The 21,364-nt window shown below is 42.3% G+C and carries 16 protein-coding genes; 3 read left to right on the plus strand and 13 right to left on the minus strand.

Going from position 1 to position 21,364, the window contains the following annotated elements:
- Nucleotides 1-300 precede the first annotated feature (300 nt).
- Both IQ230_RS21395 and IQ230_RS21400 read left to right on the plus strand, forming a co-directional pair.
- Nucleotides 301-780 carry a DUF4079 domain-containing protein gene (locus IQ230_RS21395; protein ID WP_193934270.1) on the plus strand — a complete coding sequence of 160 codons (480 nt, stop codon included), beginning with the start codon at nucleotides 301-303 and terminating at the stop codon, nucleotides 778-780.
- Between the two features lie 173 nt (nucleotides 781-953).
- Complete coding sequence (locus IQ230_RS21400) at nucleotides 954-1,529, plus strand: DUF2808 domain-containing protein (protein ID WP_193934271.1); 576 nt, start codon at nucleotides 954-956, stop codon at nucleotides 1,527-1,529.
- Nucleotides 1,530-1,558: 29 nt separating this feature from the next.
- On the opposite strand, the gene IQ230_RS21405 is transcribed toward IQ230_RS21400, so the two are convergent.
- The 12 genes from IQ230_RS21405 to IQ230_RS21460 all read right to left on the minus strand — a co-directional run bounded on the left by IQ230_RS21405 (nucleotide 1,559) and on the right by IQ230_RS21460 (nucleotide 16,430).
- Nucleotides 1,559-2,599, minus strand: a complete 1,041-nt coding sequence (locus IQ230_RS21405; protein ID WP_193934272.1) for a ligand-gated ion channel — start codon at nucleotides 2,597-2,599, stop codon at nucleotides 1,559-1,561.
- 131 nt (nucleotides 2,600-2,730) lie between these two features.
- Nucleotides 2,731-4,860, minus strand: a complete 2,130-nt coding sequence (locus IQ230_RS21410; RefSeq protein WP_193934273.1) for an AGE family epimerase/isomerase — start codon at nucleotides 4,858-4,860, stop codon at nucleotides 2,731-2,733.
- Between the two features lie 325 nt (nucleotides 4,861-5,185).
- Nucleotides 5,186-7,279, minus strand: coding sequence for a glycogen debranching protein GlgX (gene glgX / locus IQ230_RS21415; protein WP_193934274.1), 2,094 nt, complete (start codon nucleotides 7,277-7,279; stop codon nucleotides 5,186-5,188).
- Between the two features lie 26 nt (nucleotides 7,280-7,305).
- On the minus strand, nucleotides 7,306-7,872 hold the full coding sequence (locus IQ230_RS21420; RefSeq protein ID WP_193934275.1) for a DJ-1/PfpI family protein: 567 nt from the start codon (nucleotides 7,870-7,872) through the stop codon (nucleotides 7,306-7,308).
- Between the two features lie 233 nt (nucleotides 7,873-8,105).
- A complete protein-coding gene (locus IQ230_RS21425; RefSeq protein WP_193934276.1) occupies nucleotides 8,106-9,566 on the minus strand; it encodes an ankyrin repeat domain-containing protein in 1,461 nt (486 codons plus the stop codon).
- Nucleotides 9,567-9,581: 15 nt separating this feature from the next.
- On the minus strand, nucleotides 9,582-11,087 hold the full coding sequence (locus IQ230_RS27765) for a GMC oxidoreductase (RefSeq protein ID WP_193934277.1): 1,506 nt from the start codon (nucleotides 11,085-11,087) through the stop codon (nucleotides 9,582-9,584).
- A gap of 332 nt (nucleotides 11,088-11,419) precedes the next feature.
- Entirely contained in the window at nucleotides 11,420-11,626 is a 207-nt protein-coding gene (locus IQ230_RS21435) for a VOC family protein (protein ID WP_193934278.1), read from the minus strand.
- Between the two features lie 36 nt (nucleotides 11,627-11,662).
- The gene (locus IQ230_RS21440) at nucleotides 11,663-12,358 is read right to left on the minus strand and encodes an EthD domain-containing protein (RefSeq protein ID WP_193934279.1); all 696 of its coding nucleotides are present in this window, start codon (nucleotides 12,356-12,358) and stop codon (nucleotides 11,663-11,665) included.
- A 62-nt stretch (nucleotides 12,359-12,420) separates the two neighbouring features.
- Nucleotides 12,421-13,068, minus strand: coding sequence for a nuclear transport factor 2 family protein (locus IQ230_RS21445; RefSeq protein WP_193934280.1), 648 nt, complete (start codon nucleotides 13,066-13,068; stop codon nucleotides 12,421-12,423).
- 195 nt (nucleotides 13,069-13,263) lie between these two features.
- Entirely contained in the window at nucleotides 13,264-13,716 is a 453-nt protein-coding gene (locus tag IQ230_RS21450; protein WP_193934281.1) for a VOC family protein, read from the minus strand.
- Nucleotides 13,717-13,810: 94 nt separating this feature from the next.
- Entirely contained in the window at nucleotides 13,811-15,517 is a 1,707-nt protein-coding gene (locus IQ230_RS21455) for a thiamine pyrophosphate-binding protein (RefSeq protein ID WP_193934282.1), read from the minus strand.
- 49 nt (nucleotides 15,518-15,566) lie between these two features.
- Complete coding sequence (locus IQ230_RS21460) at nucleotides 15,567-16,430, minus strand: type 1 glutamine amidotransferase domain-containing protein (RefSeq protein ID WP_193934283.1); 864 nt, start codon at nucleotides 16,428-16,430, stop codon at nucleotides 15,567-15,569.
- 1,374 nt (nucleotides 16,431-17,804) lie between these two features.
- Here IQ230_RS21460 and IQ230_RS21465 point away from each other — a divergent pair.
- On the plus strand, nucleotides 17,805-19,220 hold the full coding sequence (locus IQ230_RS21465) for an AAA-like domain-containing protein (RefSeq protein ID WP_193934284.1): 1,416 nt from the start codon (nucleotides 17,805-17,807) through the stop codon (nucleotides 19,218-19,220).
- 79 nt (nucleotides 19,221-19,299) lie between these two features.
- Here IQ230_RS21465 and recN read toward each other — a convergent pair whose 3' ends face one another.
- Complete coding sequence (recN, locus tag IQ230_RS21470; protein WP_193934285.1) at nucleotides 19,300-21,033, minus strand: DNA repair protein RecN; 1,734 nt, start codon at nucleotides 21,031-21,033, stop codon at nucleotides 19,300-19,302.
- Between the last annotated feature and the right edge of the window lie 331 nt (nucleotides 21,034-21,364).

Here is a 21,364-nt window from a genome sequence, read left to right on the forward strand (position 1 = left end):
TTCGACTCACTTGATGCTGTTACAGATGTCCTTTGCCAAGGCTTGCAGGAGTTAATGCTAGCTCCTGCAAAGCTGTCTTCCATGACCTACTTCCCTCATCTGAGAATTGTTCTTTAGAACGCGGTTTAGTATTAGTTGGTTATTTCTCATTGGCTCTTTAATTTTCACCCATGATGCAATTTTAGATAACATCAAAAGCATTTCTTTTTCATCACTTTTGCACATATCAGCAAGTATCTTGTTCACTGTTGGTTCTGTACTTTTTATACATAGTAATCAACACAAATAAGGAGCGAAGTTATGGAAGTAACAAATACGATTAATTTTCTTAGTTTTGGCTTTCTCATACAGTTCATTCATCCAGTAATCATGCTGGGACTGTTTGCTTACTTGCTTTACACTGGCTATCTTGGGTTTCAAGTTCGTCGCACTCGCAATACCCAAGGTGACATCAAAAAAGAATTGATTCAAGGTAAATATCCACTTCGACATTATCAATCAGGAGCGATCGCGCTTGCGGTGATGGTAATTGGTGCAGTGGGAGGCATTATGATTACCTACTTGAGTGCGGGTAAAATTCCAGTCAATTCTCACTTGTTTGTTGGTTTAGGAATGACAGCTTTGGTGGCACTTTCTGCAGCGTTTGCTCCTTTGATGCAACGTGGTAACAATTGGGCACGATATCTCCACATTACAATTAATATAACTCTTCTAGCATTCTTTGCTTGGCAATCTATGACAGGCTTACAAATTGTGCAAGAACTTTTGACGATCTCTTGATGTTTTATTCTCCAAATGTACTTAGGCGATCGCACTTCCTCAAATTTAGGAGTAACAAAGGTTTATGGCAAGTTGTTTTTGACTAATGTAATTAGGAAATAATTGCCTTCTACTCATTATTCGTCAGAATAAGAATGTAGATAGCTTCTTATATGACGTTTGCAGATTGAGCGATGAAATTTCTGAAACCCAAAGTTTTACTCAGTACAACACTTGTCCTCATCGGGATAAGTGGAACCACGCCACGAGTGACGCAAGCAGTTCAATTAAGAGACGGTACAGTTTACTTTGTACAACCACCAGATTTAGTCTCAGCGACAACGACAGTTAACAGCGTCAATGCTTGGGGTGCAACCTACTACTTCACAATTAATGTTCCAGCGAACGCTGATGAACCACTGCAAAGAGTCACAATTAAACAAAGAGATGGCAGTGATGATGTTCGCTTTAAACTTGATGATAGCCGTGCGTTTGAGGGAACACGCGATCGCCGAGGTACATCATTAACTTTGGGCGAAGTCACGCGCGATCGCGAAAATAGAACTGTCAATGTCATGTTTGACCCGCCAGTTGCTCCAGGAAGAACGATTACAATCGGCTTACGCCCTGTCCGCAATCCGCTATTTTCTGGTGTTTATCTCTTTGGCGTTACAGCGTTTCCTCCAGGCGAAAAAGCCCACGGTCAATTTCTCGGCTTTGGGCGGTTTCACTTCTATGGTAACGATCGACCGTTTTTCTTATGGAGATGAACGTTAGGTATAGTAGTCTTGAGTGTGATTTAAAGTAGAAAAGCTGCTATCAGGATAATGTTGGATACACTAAATACTGCTGGAACTAGCCAGCGCGCCGTGCGATCAATTTTTAAAGATAGTTCTTTCTTTTTTTCTAAATCGAGCCAGTGTTTTACTACTGTGTAGATGATGACCAAGCAGATAAACACATAAACTATCAAAATAAATCCATTTATGAAGGTTAAATAAGCAACTTTTGGTAATTCTTCTACAACAACTATATTAAAGGCGATCGCTGATACCAAAGAACTAGTAGCAATTACAGTATTAGATTCAAAAGATCTAGACCAAAATACTGTCCACGAAACAATGATAATAAAGAATAGCGGTAGAAATACATTCCAAATATAGGGATTGTGATAACGCGAAATGTTAATTTCATATACATATTCTGAAAAATTTTCTTCTTCAACCTCAGATACTCTTACCCTAGGGAATGCTTGAAAATCTCTTATTCTCCATCCTGTTAAAAAAGCATCTTTGGCTGTGCCTGTTTTGCTATTGTCTGCAAGAAGAACTAGGTTTTTACTATTGTCCAACGATTCAACAATAACTCTAAGTCTTTGACGATCAAAAGGAAATCTTTGCAGATTCATCTCTGAATTAAATTGTCCCGTAAACCGCTCTTTGTAATAAACTGTGCCATCAGGTTCTACTTTCAATAGTATATAAGCTGTCTCTCGAACACTCTCAATGTTCAAGAATTTTATATTCGGTGTCCAGATTTCTCCGATGTTGTAAGTTTTACTATTTACCGCAGTTTGGCTGGGATTAAATGCTAGCCGTTGATCCTGCCAAGTTAAAAACAAATAGCCATTTAACTTAAAAGATTCATCGATTTCATCAAATGTATCAAAATCAATTAAATAAACTCCTACCGCAACTTCCGTAGGGTTATCAGTATCAGGTCTTTGGCTTATTTGATATGTGGTTTCTTGCTGTGAAACTTCTTGTGCTACGACTTTTGGAACATTAATAGGTAGATAAAGGGACAGGAAAGCAAACAAGTAAACAATTTTTTGGCGCATATCTATCTCGATCAAGTGATAAATTTTTGAAGAGCTGCTTTCAGCTGAGTCAATTTAATTAAATGTGAGATAGCCTTCTTTGTTGTATCAATAGGCAAGGGCAGGCAAGATGCCCGCCCCACATTTAAAATTTAATGAGCTACTACGATTTCTTCATTCAATTCACTTTGCTCGATTGCTTCTTTGACTGCTCCTTTGACACCTAACGCTGTGATGTTAAAATTACTGCCTGCTTTTTGTTTGTAGAAGGCAAGGTATCGTAACGCTTCATCAGAGATCGAGTTGAGGTCTTGCATATTCAGGACAACACCTTTTACTCCGTGGGCTTTCTCTAGTTCTTCCTTAAAATACTTCAACATACTCGGCTCTAAAGAACCAGTCAAATCGATCTTCGCTACTCCATCGGTAACTTCGATTAAGTCAGCGTCAAAATCAACGCTAGCTGGCACTATCCGCACTCTGACTTTCATTTCTGCTTGGTCGGTAGGCAGTTTAATTGTCAGCGCTTCGGCATCAAAATCGGTATATTTGTGTCCATTAATCCATACTTCATCAATCCGAATGCTACCTGGTGGCAGAATATCTGGCTGCACTCGCAGGATGTTATCTGGAAAACCTCCAGGCGTTGGCTTGAAGTAGAAATCCATAGGTTCTTTATTAATTAGCAAGTTGGTATAGACAGCCGCTAAGTAGCACAACTCAAACGAGTGATAACCTGCCATTGAGTGACTACCTTTACCACGTTCAGTCCCTAAAGCGTAGGGTTCTCCATTAGCCAAAACGTTAAAGTAAACACCGCCAGATTCAGTATCCAAGAACCATGCGTTATAAAAGGCAGCACCTTCGCGGGCAAACCGAATAAAATTAGGGTCTTGATAGACACCAGCCATAATGTAGTAGGCAAGAATTCCTTGTTCTTGTTGCCACCAAGCCTTGCGATCGTGCCAAACGAGTCGATGGAATTTTTCACCTGGGGCTAACACTCGTTCCATCATGTCATACCAACCACCGCGCTGGCGATCGCAACCAACCGCAGGAATAACGTGACCGATCTTTTCCGCAAAAGTTTTGTACGTTTCTTTTGCCTTCAGGCTATGCATCCGCGTCAGATTCCAGGCAATCTTGAGATTATGACCAATAATTGACCGATTCTGCTGCACTGTTTGGTAGTCTTTTGACCAATCATCGTTAAACTTCTCTTGAACGAAAGGACTTGCGTCATAATCAGGAAAATGATTGGCGATCGTATCAAAAGTATATTCCAGAAAATCAGCGTATTCTTGTTCGCCCGTTGCTAGCCAGAGATTAATAAGATACGCAGGGGCGTGGTCGCCAACAGAGTTCCAATTCTTCTTAGCCCGATTGCGTCCGAGAGATTCACTATAAGCGCTAAGGGTAATCGGATCGATGTGGGAATAGTAGCCGCCTTTTTCACTTTTGTCTTTGAAGAAGCGGTGAAACAGGTTGACCGTTGCCTTAATATCATCTATCGTCCGGCGATCGCCTGTGATTCGATATGTCTGGGTTGGACCTGCTAAGGCGTAAATCTGCTCATAGCAAGGAATCGCGTCATAGTCATCACCAAACTCAGAAGCAAAGATTTTTTGCTCAGTACCGTCATCTTTAATATCAACAGCATGATACCAGTAGCAAATACCTTCGCTCTCATCACGGAAGCGCATATGTTCGCGCAAATATTTCGTACCTTTTTCCGCAGCTTCTAGGAAACGGTCTTCTCCAGTCAGTAAATAAGCTGAGGCAAAGCCGTAAACTAAACGGGAAATCGTATCAGTTTCTTGGCGTCCCGATTTTTGCTTATCACCTGTAATAGTTAAGTTAGTACGGTATTCAAAGTAGTCAATTTCACCGTCGCCAAACTCAGCTTTCAGGTAAAAGTTAGCTAATTCCCGTACCTGCTTAATCCACCAGTTTTGTTGTTCAAACAAATACTCATTCTCGCTACGACCTAGAAAAACAATGTGTTTAGCATCAAACTTGTAGTCACCGTTTTCTCCATCTGGGTAGAAAATACCGTAGGCAAATACAAATCGTCCTGGTACTAACATCTCGCGCATCTGGGCTGTAGCATCGCGATACGCCTCTCCTAAGTTGCGTACCAATTCGCCAAAGGCAGTTGAAGTTAAATGAACTAAGAACTCTCGGTCATCAGAAGTTTTTAAGCCAAAAGTGTCTTGAGTTTGGTCGAAGTGGGTTACATATCCAGCAATCAGATCTGAGAAAGTAAAGTCAATAGTATTCATAAGGTTTGCCTTAAAAGATGAAGGGGTCAGAGGACGCGCTTCGCGCAGACCTACGGTTCAGAGGTCAGAGGTTAGGGCTATTTGGATTGAAGATCTGCGCTTCTCGTCTCCCGAATTCGACGAGGGGAAATGTAAGAAAGGGTGAGGAAAAACCAAAGCTTTCAAAGTCCCCCATATATGGGGAACCACTGCGATGCGGAGGTTTCCTCATTGAGTGCAAGTGGCGTGGATTTAGGGGGCTGCGAGTGCAGTTGCTTAACGATTCACACATTGATTCAGCAATGCCGAAAGAGTTTGACCGTCTGCGACTTTAGCCACCTCTTTCTTACTGAGAAATCAACACAACAACGCTGCGATTTTGAACTGAGTAGGTGTTACCTGTAATCAGGGTTTCCTTACCTGAGTCTGCAATGTCTAAAGGAGAAGCTTGTGCGGTGTCTACAACTCGATACCACTGTCTGCCTTCCACAGGTGGGATATCAAAATCAAGTGATTCCCAGTACATATTGCACATCACGTGAATATCGGCTTCACCGTTGAATCCTCCCAACGTAAATGCTAGAACACGCGCGTTAGTGTCATTCCAACCAGGACTGTATAATCGGCAGCCGTGCCAGGAAATTTCGGCTAAGCCACGTTCATTCACTGCACCTGTAGAGTAACGCCCGCGATGTAGAATCGAATGGCGTTTGCGGAAGTTGACGATCAACTTCCAGAAGCGGAACATATCGCTATTTTGAGTAACTAAGTTCCAATCGAACCAGCTAATCTCGTTATCTTGGCAGTAGGCGTTATTGTTGCCTTTTTGAGTGCGTCGTACTTCATCTCCCATCACAATCATCGGTACGCCTTGGGAAAGGAGAAGAATCGTGGCGAAGTTCTTGATTTGGCGATCGCGCAGATCTTCCACCCAGCGATCGCTTGTTTCGCCCTCAAAACCGCAATTCCAGCTTAAATTTTCGTTGATGCCATCCTGATTGCCTTCACCATTCGCTTCGTTGTGTTTGTTGTTGTATGAAACTAAATCATTTAGCGTGAAACCATCATGGGCGGTAATGAAATTGACACTATTAATTGGTAAGTGACCGTGACTTTGATAGAGGTCAGCGCTACCAGTCATTCGCGTAGCAACAGCACCGATGATTCCAGGATCGCCTTTGACAAAGCGCCGAAGATCATCGCGATAGCGTCCGTTCCACTCCGCCCACCGATAACCAGGAAAATAGCCGATTTGATACAATCCAGCTGCATCCCACGCCTCGGCAATGATTTTCGTATCAGCCAAGACTTCCGACAATTCGATATTCCAAATTACTGGTGGATATTGCAGCGGTGTTCCATCTTGACCGCGTGATAAGACGGAACCTTCATCAAATCGGAAACCGTCAACGTGTAATTCTTGCACCCAGTATTCTAAAGACTCAAGAATCAGCTTTTCGGGAATCGGATGGTTGCAGTTAAACGTATTGCCGCAACCTGTGTAGTCGTAATAATACTGCTTATCTCCAGGAACCAAATAGTAGTAAATACTATTGTCGATGCCTTTGAAGCAGAAGATGGGTCCCTGATGGTTGCCTTCATCAGTGTGGTTGAACACGACATCCAAGATGACTTCGATTCCAGCTTTATGCAAAGCTTTAACCATGTCACGAAACTCTTTGACGTGCTGTCCTTCTTCTGGGTTAACACAATAACCTGTATGCGGAGCGAAGTAGCCCATAGTACTATAGCCCCAGTAGTTCTTGAGCAGCTTACCCTCAACTTCCCGCACTTCCGTGTCATCGAACTCAAATACAGGCATCAGTTCCACCGCTGTGACTCCCAACTCTTGGAGATAAGGAATCTTCTCAATAATTCCAGTGAAAGTTCCTGGATACTGGACACCAGAAGACGGCGACTTGGTGAACCCGCCAACGTGCATTTCGTAGATAATTGTTTCGCTCATCGGACGATTAAGCGGGCGATCGCCTTCCCAGTCATAATCTGATGTATCGATGACTACGCTGCGCATTGAGGTTGCAAGATTATCACCAGGTACGCAAGCATTACCCCGTTTCCAAAGCGTTTTGTTGTTTCCTTTGGCATATGGGTCAATCAGAACTTTGTCTTTGTCGAAGCGATGCCCTGCACTGCGATCGGGAGGACCATCTATCCGATAGGCATAATGCATTCCTGAGGGCAATCCTTTAACGTAAATGTGCCAGAAGTGGAAAGTTTTATTTACGTCTGGATCTAATTGAATAATTTGTATTGGTGCTGGATCGTCATGCTCATCAAACAACAATAATTCAACTGACGTAGCATGTTCTGAAAAAACAGAAAAATTGACTCCATTATTATCTGGAATGGCACCCAAAGGATGAGGGCTTCCCTTTTCTATTTGATATGTTGTTTGCGGCGCATCTATTGTTAAAGTCATAGCTTAATTTCTGCGTAATCTTAAGTTTATGCTGCGAGCATTTCTATAATCTTTTTGGCAAACAGATGACAGTGAGCGCCTGTACGTCCTGTAACCAAATCCTCATCGACAACGACATCACGATCAGTGTAAATAGCGCCCATATTGATAACATCGCCGTGCAAGTTATTGTGACAAGTAACGGGACGACCTCGCACCAATTCTGGTACAGGAGAAACTAGCCACATTCCATGACAAATAATTCCTTTGATGATATTTTTTTCGGCAAATGCTCGCTTGAGAAACTCCGTCGCTGGTGGGAGTTTATGAATATCATCTGTATATCTGAGACGATCGGAGACAATGGCAGATGGCACAATGATCGCTGCATAACTTTTAAGTTCTTCATCGCTCATATCTTCAAAGCTTTCATTACATTCAAAGGGTGCATGATATTCATGTCCTTTAAAAGTGAGAGAAGGTTGACCCCATAAGCGAGTTAGAAAGTGGAGTTCTGCACCTTCTTCGGGAAAGCGATAATGGTAGTACCAAATCTCGTGTTCGTAAAAGTCGCTTTCTAGTAAGATGCCGATTTTTTTACCTTGAAGGTTCATATTCTGTTTTGTATTTTGGCTGAATTTATGTGAATGTTTTTTTGTAGATATAGCGGTTGAATAGACCTTACACAAAAGTTTGAAAAAATGAATCACATTCCCCGCAGGGGTTGCCGTTAGCCGCAGGCGCTAGGCTAGGACACAAAGATCGCAAAGTAATAAGAAGTTCAGGGAGATTTTGTGTAAGTTTTAGTAAGGGGAAGAACTTTGGAAGTTAGCGGAGTTTTCAACTTCTATTTAGTGCCTGCCAATTTTGAATGAATCAATTGTGGAATTTCACCATTACTACCAAATACATCAACGGCGATATCTAATGCTGTTTTGCCGTCGTGTCCTATGAGTTCTAATTTGGCTCCAGCGTTGATCAGAATTTCAGCACATTCGCTATACCCATGCCATAGGGCATCATGAAGTGGGGTATAACCATTAATGGGTCCCTGAACGTCAAGATCGATATCAGGATGTTCAACAAGCATTTTCAGAATCTCAGGATTGCCGTTGTAAGTTGCTTTATGGATGGGAGCACCCTTAAACACCCAATCTTCAACTCTGACTTTAGCGCCTGCTTTGAGAAGTTCTCTGACAATTTCTGTATGTCCGTCGCGGGCAGCAACTAATAGGGGAGTGTGTCCATCTAAGAAAGAATTCACATGAGGGTAGACGGTATTAACATCAGCTTGATTCTCGATTAATTGCTTAACTGTATCTAGATCTCCTTGATTGGTTGCTGCCATCACTTTCTGAGAGTCAATGCTTTCGCGTGTAGCTTTTCTACCTGCATCAATGATTTCTTGAATGACGATAAACTTCTGCTTCTCTTCGCCTTGATTGACGTTAAGTTCAAAGTTAAGGTGATCTTCTAAGGTAAAGCCATAGTGGGTACTCAAATAGAGGTTTGCTCCTCGTTCAACAAGTAACCTTACCAATTCCGGCCACTTGTACCACAGAGCATCCATAATTGGGGTATGCCCCATTGTCGGCGTCACAGCATCAATAAATGCCCCAGCATCTAGTAGTAACTGAGCGACTTCTACACTACCGCCTTGGCAAGCTTTATGTAAGGCAGTTGCTCCAGTTTTGCTGTCTGTCGTGAAAACATCTGCGCTAGCATTGAGCAACAATTTCGCCATTGCAACATTGGCATGACAAGCTGCAGTCATTAATACAGTTAATCCATTGCCTGGATTGCGCGTATTAGGATCGGCACCCTGTTGCAGGAGGATCGTCACTGTCTCTAGATCGTCATTTTCGACAGCTTCAATTAAACGCGATCGCATATCTCCCCGAAATGCCGCAATAATGGGCGATGGGTCGCAGTAAGATTTCCATTTGACAATCTTGCCGTCGCGAATCTGCATCCAAGTGGCAAAAGTGATATCAAAGGTGAGTCCCGTTGCTTCAACAGTTGTAATGTCATGCACTGTGCCAAATGCCTGATCTCCTTGCACGACGAGATCGACGGGTTTGAAAACCTTGACTTGAGCAATGCGATCGCGGGTTTGAAAGGATTTCGTGACTTCCGCAACTCCGTAGGACGTACCAATCCAGGGAATGATATCGCTAACACCCTTGACTGGTTGAAGATTAATCCACTCGATATCGTCTGCTAGACAACTCATTGCGGTTGCATAATCAGCTTGATCCAATGCCTTAAACCACTTCTCGGCGACTTGCTGTGTCTCTTCTTGACTCATGGTTGACCTTTACAATTATGAATGTTTGATATCTTCAGCTAAAATCCGCTCCAGGGAACGTTCGGCGATCGCAGCGATTGTCAATGCCGGATTGACACAAGTACTAGACCCTGGAATTAATGCACCATCGACAACATAGAGGTTTGGATGTCCTGCCACGCGCCCGCAATCATCGCAAACTTGACCCATGCACGCGCCCCCCAATTGATGACCAGTTGTTTGCGAGGCAATAGGAGGCACTTCACCACCGTTTTTTTCACTCAGTAGTTCGGCTAAGTACTTTGCAGCTTCTTTCGCTTTGGGGTCGCTGGCGAAATTTAATTGAACTGTATCCGAAGCAGAGTCGTAGCTAAAGTTGCCACGATAAGGAGTCATCGCAAATACAAAGCTACCAATGACATTCTTTTGGGGAAAATCCTGTTCAAATCTGGGCAATGGCGCCCGCATCATCACGCAGGGCAAAATCGGATTTTCATAATTGAGAACAGCGATCGCGCCAGGATCACCTAAATGCGGATTGGTTGTTTCTGAGAGATGAGTGCGGAAGGCATAGGTATCGCCATCGTTACCAAATCCCTCACCCAGATGATGATTGATTTTTGGTAAATCGCCCTTGGCTTTAGCTTTAATCAAAAGTTCGCAAGTTCCCATCACGCCAGCAGCCATAAACAGGTACTGGCAAGTTAATGTTTGCTGGTCAATGATTTCACCCGAATCATCAATAATGTTTACCGCAACTGCATACCCACCTTCGGGTTTTTCAGCCACTTTGGTTACAAGATGATGCGTGCGAATTTCAACTGCACCCGTTTCCTCAGCTAACTTCAGGTAGTTTTGATCCAGAGTTTTCTTACCACCGCTGTTGTTACCAAACCAAAATTCAGCGGCAATTACCGAGGGAACCCTTTCTCCTGCAATTTCCTCGCGGACAATGTCCCAATCCACTCCCATAGGAAATCGAGTAATGCCATTAGTTAAACCATTAGTTGATTCAACATAAGGCAATCCTGACTTGAGTGCATGTTGTTCTAACACCTTTAGTCCCAGGTAATATTCACTTTCTAGAACGTCATCTGGAATAGGTGCACTGCCAATAATAGAGTGTACTCGCGGAAAATAAATGGTATCCATCTCTTCATAGCTAATCGCGCTAGGAAACACCTGCTCAAATAGCTTTTGCGGTGGCTGAATTAGTATTCCTCCATAAGCTAGAGAACCACCACCAACACCACAACCCACGAGAAACTTATAGTTTCCTCTTTCCAGTACTTCAAGTACTCCTGTATATTTGTCAATCGGAATACCTTCATAACCTGGGGTTTTTGTAACTGTATTCAGCCACTCTGCCCGCCCATCTGGATTTCTAAATGTTGCAAAAGTCGCATTCTTAGTCGGGTCTTCAATCGTCCAGCGTCGTCCTCTTTCTAGTACTACTGTTGCAATTTCAGCTTGCCCCAAACGCAATGCAGCTACAGCCCCACCAAAGCCACTGCCAATTACAATTGCTTTAATATCAGTCATAATTTTTGTCTCACTTATGTTGCAGCCATCATCGTCTAAATCAATCGGGATGAGTCTTTAATAGGTGCGACTACTAAGTAGGTGGGCAAATTATTGATCGCACGTTTCTGCTGATTAATGATTAATCTTTGCTCCACTAACCATTGACTATTGACCGATAACAGCCCTTGAATGATGCTTACTTTCACCCAATTTTTTATTTAATTGTTTAGAGATTTAAATTTTTCCATAAACTGGATATCGCTGGCTTTGTTATCTCTAAAAAAAAAATTAATCAATCCTTTTAACAACAAATCAAAGAGTTTATAGCAGGTTTAGAAGAATCAAAAGTGTTAATTCTTCTCTTCGATTAACTCGATTCTAACGTCATCTGTCTCTATTAATAAAATCCGAGTGTCAAATTCTGGAAACTCTCTTCTGACGACTTCCTCAAAACCTAATTGCTCTTTATACCACTTTGCAGTTTCTTCTAAATTAAATACTGCAATAGAAACAACAAGATTCTTGACAGCAGCTATAACTTCACTCTGATTTATCATAATTGTCGTCCAAATCAAACACTATGCTTTAGATTGCTAGCGGGATTCTGGTCCAATAATCCAGTGCTCATCTGTAACAAAGCTGTGAGCATATTTGAGTTCAACAAAGTTTGCTAAATCGGCAGCAGATTCTTTGTTTTCATCTGACTCCAGCATTTTTTCAATAGCTTGGATGTCGTCGAACCACAACTGCGAAACACAATCTAAAATTGATTCACCAACGGTATAGAACGAGTCGCGTACGTGACATTGAATGTAACGTCGTAAACCAGGAAGCTTGAGGTCTTTAGGTCCATGAATTTCTAAGCTGTACTTCCGAAATTCTTCTAACGGCATTCCAGCTTTACGCTTAACCAGAGCGAATATTTTGATCATGGTAGAGTCCTTTTTAAGTGGCTCTCCTTCCATCAAGACGTGAGTGTTTGTATCTAACACTACAGTGCGCCAGAAAGCTGCCCAATTAGGTTCGTCGAGACGGGCACCTTCTAAGAACTCTTTAGATTGCAGTGAAGCTAACTGCTCTTTTTCATTTTCTAACCATATTTCAGCGACACCACTAAAAAGAGGATCTTGTGGTTCTGAACCAAATGGAAGGCGAGAATCAATCAGGTAACGCTTGATCTGAGGAATCTTGCTAGCGTACTTAACGGCATGAACATTAATCCAGTAGTTCTGAAATTCCTTTTCACTCATGCCTGGCTTAGGGTGGGCAAATATAAGTTGATGAATCATAGAAACCTCTTGAAGTTGTTCGCTATCCTGATAGGTGGCTTTAACTGGAACATCAAACTCAATCAACCTGCTGGGCTATTCGGATCGAGGATGAGAGTCCGACTTTTAAATTTCCAATTTCTACCAATTTTTATTATTTGATCCTTGTAAACTCCGGTTCTAATAACAGCGGCAGGGTCATTCTTGATATTCATGGCAATGATGTAGCACCCCCCTTTAGCACCTTGAGTATTCGGTTCTATAATCAGGTCATTGATCCAGTGCCGAGTTGTTTGCACATCTGGAAAAGTTTTGTAAACACGAAGTAATTCTTGAGTTCCTGTTGCTTTGATAACAACGTCCCCATTGGCTCTGACAATAGAAAATGTGCCGTCGGGTGTGAATGTAGCTGCCCAATTAGTACCAGGATCGCCAGGAATAAGGTTACTGAGTCCATCGAGGGCATAAAAATGACGGGCGTTGAGAGCTTGAATTGCAAGGATATCCTTGGATGAAAGTAGCACTTTAGGTGTCTGGGCAAAGATTTTACGAGGATGAATACCGCCCAAAATCAGCACCGATCCAGATCCCACTATCAGCAGCATTCTTCGTCGTGTCACTTTCTGTTGTCGTTTGTTCTGGTTATCAAAGTCTTGATGAATCACGTCCTTCTTTGATGAAGATTGTGGAATGCCGAGTATAGACAAGATTGGCTCAAATGATAGGAGCATATTTCTAAAGTTCTTTGTCGTTGATGTCCTCAAAACTTTCGCAATCCTCGAAAGGAGCATGATATTTGTGACGTTTATAAGGTCACTATTTTTCACTCTATAGGCAGGTTAGTAAGGAAGTTTGGCTCCTTCTGGAAAGCGATTAATAGTAGTACTAAATCTCGTGTTCGTAAAAATTCACTGCGGCATCAGCGTTTAATGCCTATGCTTGATTTCATTTAGATGTTCTTTAGCTTCAGGCATCAATTCAACAAACTGAATCAGATTGCCATCACAGTCTTCAATAAACTGGAAGCTTAACTTGAGATCCTCATCTACTCGTTTTACCCAGACTGTTTCAATACCTTTGCTTTTCAGTTCTGCAATCTTGGCATCGAGATTATCTACGAGAAGGGCAAATTGCGAAATACCATTAATGTTGGTGTGAGCAGGGGGATGATGACGTGGTGGTGATATTGGAACTGAGTTGTTTTGCTCGATGATCTCAAGTCTGAAGTCATTTAACTCTAAAACGGCAATTCGCGTTCCAAAATCTGGAAAATCTTTTCTTGTAAATACTTGATATCCGAGCTTCTCCTGATACCATTTGACAGATCTATCAATGTTTGGGGTTGATAAGCTGACATAAAACAGTCTAAAGGGGAGCATATAGTATCCTTGGATGAAAGTGATGCTTTAGGCATGTGGACGGAGATTTAAATAAGGACGAAGACCACTTAAAACCAGCGCTGAGAGTCTGGTTCTACTGTCCACACCTAACCCCAATCATCTCTGGATGCACATTACCTTCTAAAACCAGGTCAATGAGAAATGGTCCCTTATGTGACAAAGCTTGCTTGATAGCCGGAGCAATCTCGTCTGGTTTTTCAACTCGGACAGCTTCAACACTCAGCGATCGCGCTATCTCATCAAAGCGGATAGCAGGTTTAGACAAATCAAAACTCAGCGGAAAATCATGCTCTGGGATACTCTGCTCTTGCCAGTAAGCTTGGATATTCAACTGCAATATGCGGTAAGATCTATTGTTGCAGACAACAAACTTAGCATCTACATTGTGGCGAGCCGCTGTCCAAAGTGCTTGAATGGTGTACATTGCTCCGCCGTCACCTGTAAAGCCAATCACTGTCTTGTCAGGATTGGCAATTTTGGCACCAATCGCTCCTGGTATGCCCACGCCTAAGGAACCACCACGAGTTAGGAAGTAGTGCCCTGGTTTAGTTGTTGGTCGATAGCGCGTCACCGCAGGTGAATTGGTTAAAGCTTCATCGAAGATAATTGCATCCTCTGGTAGTTGCGTTGCCAGTTCTGCCATAAAGCGAGACAAATATAGAGGTACCGCATCCTGAAGGTGGCGATCGCGTTCTAACTCACTTTCGCGTTTAGCTGCTTTCGCTGTAGCAATTTCAGCAGTTCGAGCTTTAGCCTCTGCTTTCTGTTCTGCTGTCATTATTGCTTCTAGGTTGGTTGCCAACTTTGCAAGTGTCAGTTTCGGATCGCTGACCATCCCAATATCAACAGGGTGATTTTTAGCAATCTCATAGGCATTGAGATCGATGTGCATCACCTTAGCCTCAGAAGCGAAGATATTACCTAGTTCAGGAAAGACCTCTGGTAAAAGATAAGTTCCACAAACTAAATTGACATCTCCCTTGGATACGATAGGTAAGCTTTGAGCGCCAAACATATGCCCTGTTGCACCTTGATATAGGGAATGGACATGGCTCATATTCAATTCTCCTGCATCGGCTTCCCACACTTCTGCACCTAAGAGTTCAGCAACGCGAGTTAGTTCATCTTGTGCGCCAGAAAACGCCACTCCATCGCCCACAAATATCATCGGCTTTTGAGCCGCTGCCAACATCGTCGCTCCAGCCTTGAGTAAATCCTCGTCGGGCACTACTTTGGTAGAAGGGAACGAAGTTGGTCTTACCTCTTCAACCACAGGCGCATCTAAAATATCTTGCGGTAAGCAAACATACACAGGTCCCATGGGAGGAGTTGCAGCAATCTTGATCGCTCGTCGCAGCACGCGCAGAAGCGAGGATGGTTCCATCACCATCGTTGACCATTTGGTCACTGGTTCAGCGAAAGCTACTAAGTCAGCTGCCATTTGAGCATCCATTGCCTGATACTTAATTCCAGCATCTCCACCGATAACCACTAGTGGCGAGTGACCCCGCTTTGCTTGGTAAAGTGCTCCGATCGCATTCCCTAATCCAGGACTACTGTGGATCTGAACTACAGTAGGTTTTTGGGTTGCCCGCGCGTAACCATCGGCTGCCATTACTGCAACTGTTTCTTGCAATGTCAAGATATACTTCAAATCTGGGTATGCCCGCAGGGCATCTAGAAAACCTTGCTCGACAGTACCAGGGTTGCCAAAAATGTAACGAATACCATCTGCCAGAAATTGCTCTAAAATTGCAAAGCATCCAGTTTTGCGTGTCATGAATTCTGCCTTGTGCATGGTCTGTAGCTCTTTCAGCGTTTTCATTGGGCTACCACCCGTAACGAGTCAGCCCTGTTTCCAGCACTTGCACTAATATCCGACCACACTCACGAGAAGATGCAGTTGAGCGGCTGGTAATGAAAGGATAATCAACAAGCACAGATGTCTGATGCCCTACATTGCCGATGAAAGCACCATCTGATCCAACAGCATCGCGGAGAATGAATTCTAGCGGGTAGAAAGGAGGACCAAAATTGATATAGCCATCTCCAAACCCCTTGTTAGTACCATCAATTGCATGATGACCTTCAAATCCCGTACCATCCAGGTAGTCATAATCAATCGGATGCCCAGTGACGTGCTTGCCCCAAATCAAGCTCTTTTTCTCTCTAAAGTCTCGTGCAAATGCTAAGCAGGCAACACCATAGCATTCAGCAGCAATTGGTTTTTGTAACTTGTAAAAACCTAAGATAAGGTCATGCAATCTCTGGTTATTAGCAAGATCGACCATTGCCCCGCTACCACCAACAATCGCGAGCGCATCATATTCGCTGAGTTCCTCGGCGATAATCTTATCGATTTGTTTATAATAGGCTTCCATGTCTCTGAGATAAGTCGCAGAACTAGGGTAGGCTCGTCGAGGAAACCAGTCAGCAAGGCTTTTAGGATTATCTAGTCGCTCTGAATCGTTGATTTTGCGTGTTTTTTCTGCCATTTCTTCTGACGTAACCGACCGTCCCAAAGGCGGATCGATGTAGCCTGGTGCGCAACTGACTGATAGTGGAGTTGGTTTCTTTCCGTTCGGGGTCAAGAACGTAATATCGTATCCCGCTGAATCACATGCTTCTAAGGGACCAATCAGTTCTTCGCCCCAATATCCCCACTCTGATAAAACAAATAAAATCTTTTTCACTCACTCTTCTCCTTTTACGTAATATTGTTGCGATTAGTCTGCTTGTCATACCTTGTAACTGCGATCGCCAGTCTCAAAAGTGAAACCATAGGCAATAGTTGAATCAGTGATTCAATACTCATCTGAAAGCTTAAAAAGTACGATTACTAACAGTGCGATCGCAAAGCTAAGAAATTTGTTTACTAACTTTATTTCATCTTCAGCGATACTAAGTTGATAAATAGTTATTTGATTTGTAATCGATACATTGAAAACTGAATCTAGCTTCTACTCTCAACTCATTTTGATCAACCAAAGTTTAGGCTTTTAAGGACAAATTTAAGGATTTATATTCAGAAAATTCCCAAATCCAGCATCAGTAAAGGTTTCAACAGTCATCAGACTGAATTAATTGCAGGTGTAAGTTTGCTTAAAATCGGAAAAGTTTTCTTATCTACAGAAAGTGTGTTCTTTTCTATGGAAAAATTAATGAAATGTGATGCAATTGCTAAGATACTTGTGATAGAGATCGCAGCATGGAACTACATTATTCCCTTACTTATGTACTATATTCATTTCAAGATTTTTTGCCGTAGTGTTGGCGTTTTAGTAAGCGATCGCCACTCGTCCTGCAGAATTTCATTCAAAGAACTGTGCAACTAAATCTTACTTTTTATCATTTTTTTGACAAAACGTTAAAAACAATAGTTTGAAGTGCGCACCTTTTCCGACTTTTTCTGGTTGTTAGTACCAAAAAAACTAGCTTATATTAATAACTGCAGCGATAGTTCAAACAAAATAAGTAAGTGGGTAAAAAAATAGAAACTAAAGGGTGTTATCGGTCAATATTTAGCGATCAGTAGAGCAACAATTAACCATAAAAAAACATAAAATTTGCGATACATAATTACGCCCACCGACTTTTCAACATATTTATTCTCTAATTCTCAACTTTTTACCAGGGAGAACTAAACTTATCGAGAGCGTATTTTCTCAAGAGTTGTTTTTATTATCTCTACGACTCTTGAACTTACCTTCAATAGTTATCGTTTCCAGCAAATGAATGTATTCAAGATATATAGTGCTTCTAAATGATTCGTGAATCAATACATAGAAGAGTACCTAAGAGCTTATAGTCACGAACAATTACTATTAGCCATTAGATATTAACAACTCCTAGCGGATGTGCATAACTCAAATAGAAACAATATATAACTGAATTCTTAATATTAATCAAGAGATGTTATCAAATGTAAAATAATTTTTCTTTTTTGAAAAAACATAAACGCAATTTAGAACCAAAGCTAGTTTGGTGCAGGACAACTAACTGTGCTTAGGAAAAAGGAAAATAAGTCTCAAGTACATCAACCTAAAATCAAGGAGTGACGATGCTAGATGAATGGACAACAATACAGGCGTAGGCGGGGTGTAATCTTAACACCTCAAGGATTTCAGAAACTCCAAGCAGCTAAATCCAATGCAGAAACATGGCAAAATGCCGGCAACCGTTATACACTTGAAGCCTTGAACGAGTACACAGGATTGTCTGTGGACACCCTAATGAAAGTATTTAAATGCGAATCTGGAGTCGATAAGCAAACTTTAAAGTGCTGCTTTAGGGCTTTCAATCTGTCTTTAGAGCCTGGTGATTATTTCCAACCAGCACGACAAATTGAGCAATTGGAGGCGATGTACACTGCACAATCAACACTTGAGTTAGAACCAGAATTTCCAGGAAGTCAAGTACCTTTATATTCAGCTTTTTATGTCGAGCGTTTTCCTAGTGACACTGATTGTTACAAAACAATTGTGCAACCAGGGGCACTGATCCGGATCGAAGCCTCTAGGCGAATGGGAAAAACTTCGTTGATGGCGCGGATTTTGGATCAGGTAGCAACAAAAGGCTATCGAACCGTGCTTTTAAACTTTCAGCTAGCAGATAAGACAATTTTCCAAGATTTGAATAAATTTTTGCAGTGGTTCTGTGCCAGTGTTGGATTAAGCGTACAAATGCCTAATCGGTTAGCGAACTATTGGAGTGAGACGTTTGGCAGTAAAATCAGCAGCAAAATGTATTTTGAGCAATATCTGCTGGCTGAAACAACACAGCCTTTAGTACTGGGGTTAGACGAAGTTGACCTCTTGTTCCAATATCCTGAGATAGCTGACGAATTTTTTGGGATGTTGCGAACTTGGCATGAGGAAGCTAAAAATCGAGAAATTTGGAAAAGACTCCGGTTAATAGTTGCGCATTCAACACAAATATATATCCCTTTGAATGTGAATAAATCGCCGTTTAATGTGGGGTTGCCGATTGAGTTGCGTGCGTTTACAAGTTCTCAAGTGCAAGATTTAGCATTGCGGTATGGACTAGATTGGTCATCTGAAGAGGCGGAGCAACTGATAGCTCAAGTAGGAGGGCATCCCTATTTGGTACAGTTAGCGCTATATCATATTTGGCATCAGGATGTCACACTGGAGCAATTGTTGCAAACATCTCATATATCGTTTGAAATTTATCGCAATCACTTGCAACAGCAATTGTGGCATCTACAACAGCATCCAGAACTGGCAATAGCTTTTGGTCGGGTTGTGGCTGCACCATCGCCAGTGGAGATAGATTTAATACAGGCTTTTAAGTTGCAACGTATGGGATTAGTGCATTTGCAAGGCAATCAGGTGACACCCATTTGCAAGTTATATGCTCAATATTTCCGCGCTTACTTCAGCAGCAATTTGGAAGTTTTAAGGATAACGCAATGCTTAGCTTCAACACAAGCAGGTAGTGAGTCATGCCGCTTAAATCACTAGCTACTCGATGATAGTCTAGTTATTTGGCTGAAGAAATATTATTTCTCAAAGCAGGATACTGACTATATCAAGACTACTATTAGCGCTCCAATTCTCGCAAAGGTACGCGACGTTGTGCAGCTTGCGTCAGTAGCGATTCTGCAAATGCGATCGCATCATGTGCCGATTTACCACCTGCTAAAGTTGCCAGTTCTTCACGGCGTGTCGTGAAGTTATTAAGTGCAGTGACTCGCACAATTGTACGTAAATTAGAAGTTGTGGAAGTTTCCTCCACAACTTTATCAACACGAAAGTGCCGATCTGCCATTGCTGCAACTAGAGGTTGGTGTGTGACACACAAAACTTGATGATGTTGACTAAGTTGGTGTAATTTTTCAGCGATCGCCTGTGCAACTCTTCCGGAAACTCCAACATCAATTTCATCAAATATTAATGTTCCCACAGCGTCGGCTTCGGAAAAACATGATTTCAATGCCAATAAAAAGCGACTCATTTCGCCACCTGAAGCGATCGCTGTCAGCGGTTGTAATGGTTCGCCAGGATTCGGACTAAACAAGAACGTTATTTTATCTGCGCCCATTGCTGTAGGAGATGTCGCCATCACTTCCACTTGAAACTGTACCTTTTCCATTGCCAAAGGTTTAAGTTCTGCAATCAATCGCGCTTCTAGTTTTGCCGCCGCAGTTTGACGTAAATCTGTTAATTTGTGACAAGCTTGAATTAATTTCTTGAGATACTTTTGTTCTTTTTGTTCTAAAGCTTCAACCGAGTATTCATTACTATTCAGTTCTTCTAATTCGGTGCCAATTTTCTGATAATAGGCGATCGCATCTTGCAATGTTGGACCATATTTTCGACAAATTTGCTTGAGTTCGCGAATGCGTTCTTCGACTTCAACAAGTCGCTGCGGATCGGCTTCTAATCGTTCACCGTAAGCATTAATTTGCCGTCCTGCTTCGGTTACACTTGCTAAAGCTTCACTGACCAAATCCAAAATTGATTGCAACTGCGCATCATACTGCACCATATCGGTTAACTTTGCTTCTGATTGCGCAAGTAAATCAGCACCAGCAGGGGCGTCATCATCGTTTTGATACAGTGCTTGATAAACTTGATAACTCAATTGCTGCAACTCGACAACGTGACTTAATCGCTGGCGTTCTTGTTCGAGTTGTTCAAATTCATCAGGTTCGGCAAGATTTGCGGTTTTCAGTTCTTGAACTTGATAGGTCAGTAAATCGAGTTGTTGCAAGCGATCGCGTTCGGATTGCCGCCGTTTTTCGAGTACAGTTTTTGCTTGTTGATAGTCTGCAAATGCAGCGGTGACAATTTCTCTTTGTTGTACATGGGCTGCACTACCGTAAGCATCTAACCAATCGCGAACTTGTGCAGGTTGTCCTACTTGTACTGTTTGCCCTTGCGCGGTAATTTCTACAATGCGATCGCGCAATTCTGCCATTAATTGGCGATTCACGAGAATACCATTCACCCGCGAACGACTGCGGAGGCTACCACCTGTTGTCGTCATTTCACGACTACAGACAAGACAATCTTCATCGATTAATTCGATTTCTTGGGCAGTTAACCAAGGAATCATACTATCGAGTTTGAACGTTGCTTCTACTAACGCCCGATTGGTGCCAGTGCGAATGACGCGACTAGAAACTTTACCTCCCAAAGCCGCATCGATTGCATCCAAGATAATGGACTTTCCCGCACCAGTTTCGCCCGTTAAAACATTTAAACCAGCCCCAAACTCTAGTTCTAGCTGATCAATTAAAGCAAAGTTTTCGATCCGCAGGCAGATTAACATAATGTTGAATTCACCGTGAGGGCAGATGCCGCAGGCTGGCAATTTAGGAGACACTATCTTTCATTATGAGGAACGCGCGACAAGCTCGCTCACTTTTTTTGGGCGATCGCTGATTTGGATACAAAAATCAAACTAACGCATTTCGACGAAGTACTTTGAGAATTATGATTTTTGAACTAAAAGAAGTAGGAGTTACGCACTTGCCCCTTTCACTCTCCCCCAATTTTGGGGAAGAAGAGCAGAAAAACTTTTATTCACGGGGCTAGGGGGCGGAATTGATTCAAATGCGTAAGGCTTGAGAAGTTTCTTAACTCATAACTCCGCGAAGCGG

It is taken from the genome of Gloeocapsopsis crepidinum LEGE 06123 (assembly GCF_015207655.1).
GTDB classification, from domain to species: Bacteria; Cyanobacteriota; Cyanobacteriia; order Cyanobacteriales; family Chroococcidiopsidaceae; genus Gloeocapsopsis; species Gloeocapsopsis crepidinum.

Bases quoted from the DNA above. Each gene is read 5' to 3' on its own strand.
- IQ230_RS21395 (WP_193934270.1), top strand. From the start codon at position 301: ATGGAAGTAACAAATACGATTAATTTTCTTAGTTTTGGCTTTCTCATA.
- IQ230_RS21400 (WP_193934271.1), top strand. From the start codon at position 954: ATGAAATTTCTGAAACCCAAAGTTTTACTCAGTACAACACTTGTCCTC.
- IQ230_RS21405 (WP_193934272.1), bottom strand. From the start codon at position 2,599: ATGCGCCAAAAAATTGTTTACTTGTTTGCTTTCCTGTCCCTTTATCTA.
- IQ230_RS21410 (WP_193934273.1), bottom strand. From the start codon at position 4,860: ATGAATACTATTGACTTTACTTTCTCAGATCTGATTGCTGGATATGTA.
- glgX (WP_193934274.1), bottom strand. From the start codon at position 7,279: ATGACTTTAACAATAGATGCGCCGCAAACAACATATCAAATAGAAAAG.
- IQ230_RS21420 (WP_193934275.1), bottom strand. From the start codon at position 7,872: ATGAACCTTCAAGGTAAAAAAATCGGCATCTTACTAGAAAGCGACTTT.
- IQ230_RS21425 (WP_193934276.1), bottom strand. From the start codon at position 9,566: ATGAGTCAAGAAGAGACACAGCAAGTCGCCGAGAAGTGGTTTAAGGCA.
- IQ230_RS27765 (WP_193934277.1), bottom strand. From the start codon at position 11,087: ATGACTGATATTAAAGCAATTGTAATTGGCAGTGGCTTTGGTGGGGCT.
- IQ230_RS21435 (WP_193934278.1), bottom strand. From the start codon at position 11,626: ATGATAAATCAGAGTGAAGTTATAGCTGCTGTCAAGAATCTTGTTGTT.
- IQ230_RS21440 (WP_193934279.1), bottom strand. From the start codon at position 12,358: ATGATTCATCAACTTATATTTGCCCACCCTAAGCCAGGCATGAGTGAA.
- IQ230_RS21445 (WP_193934280.1), bottom strand. From the start codon at position 13,068: ATGCTCCTATCATTTGAGCCAATCTTGTCTATACTCGGCATTCCACAA.
- IQ230_RS21450 (WP_193934281.1), bottom strand. From the start codon at position 13,716: ATGCTCCCCTTTAGACTGTTTTATGTCAGCTTATCAACCCCAAACATT.
- IQ230_RS21455 (WP_193934282.1), bottom strand. From the start codon at position 15,517: ATGACACGCAAAACTGGATGCTTTGCAATTTTAGAGCAATTTCTGGCA.
- IQ230_RS21465 (WP_193934284.1), top strand. From the start codon at position 17,805: ATGAATGGACAACAATACAGGCGTAGGCGGGGTGTAATCTTAACACCT.
- recN (WP_193934285.1), bottom strand. From the start codon at position 21,033: ATGTTAATCTGCCTGCGGATCGAAAACTTTGCTTTAATTGATCAGCTA.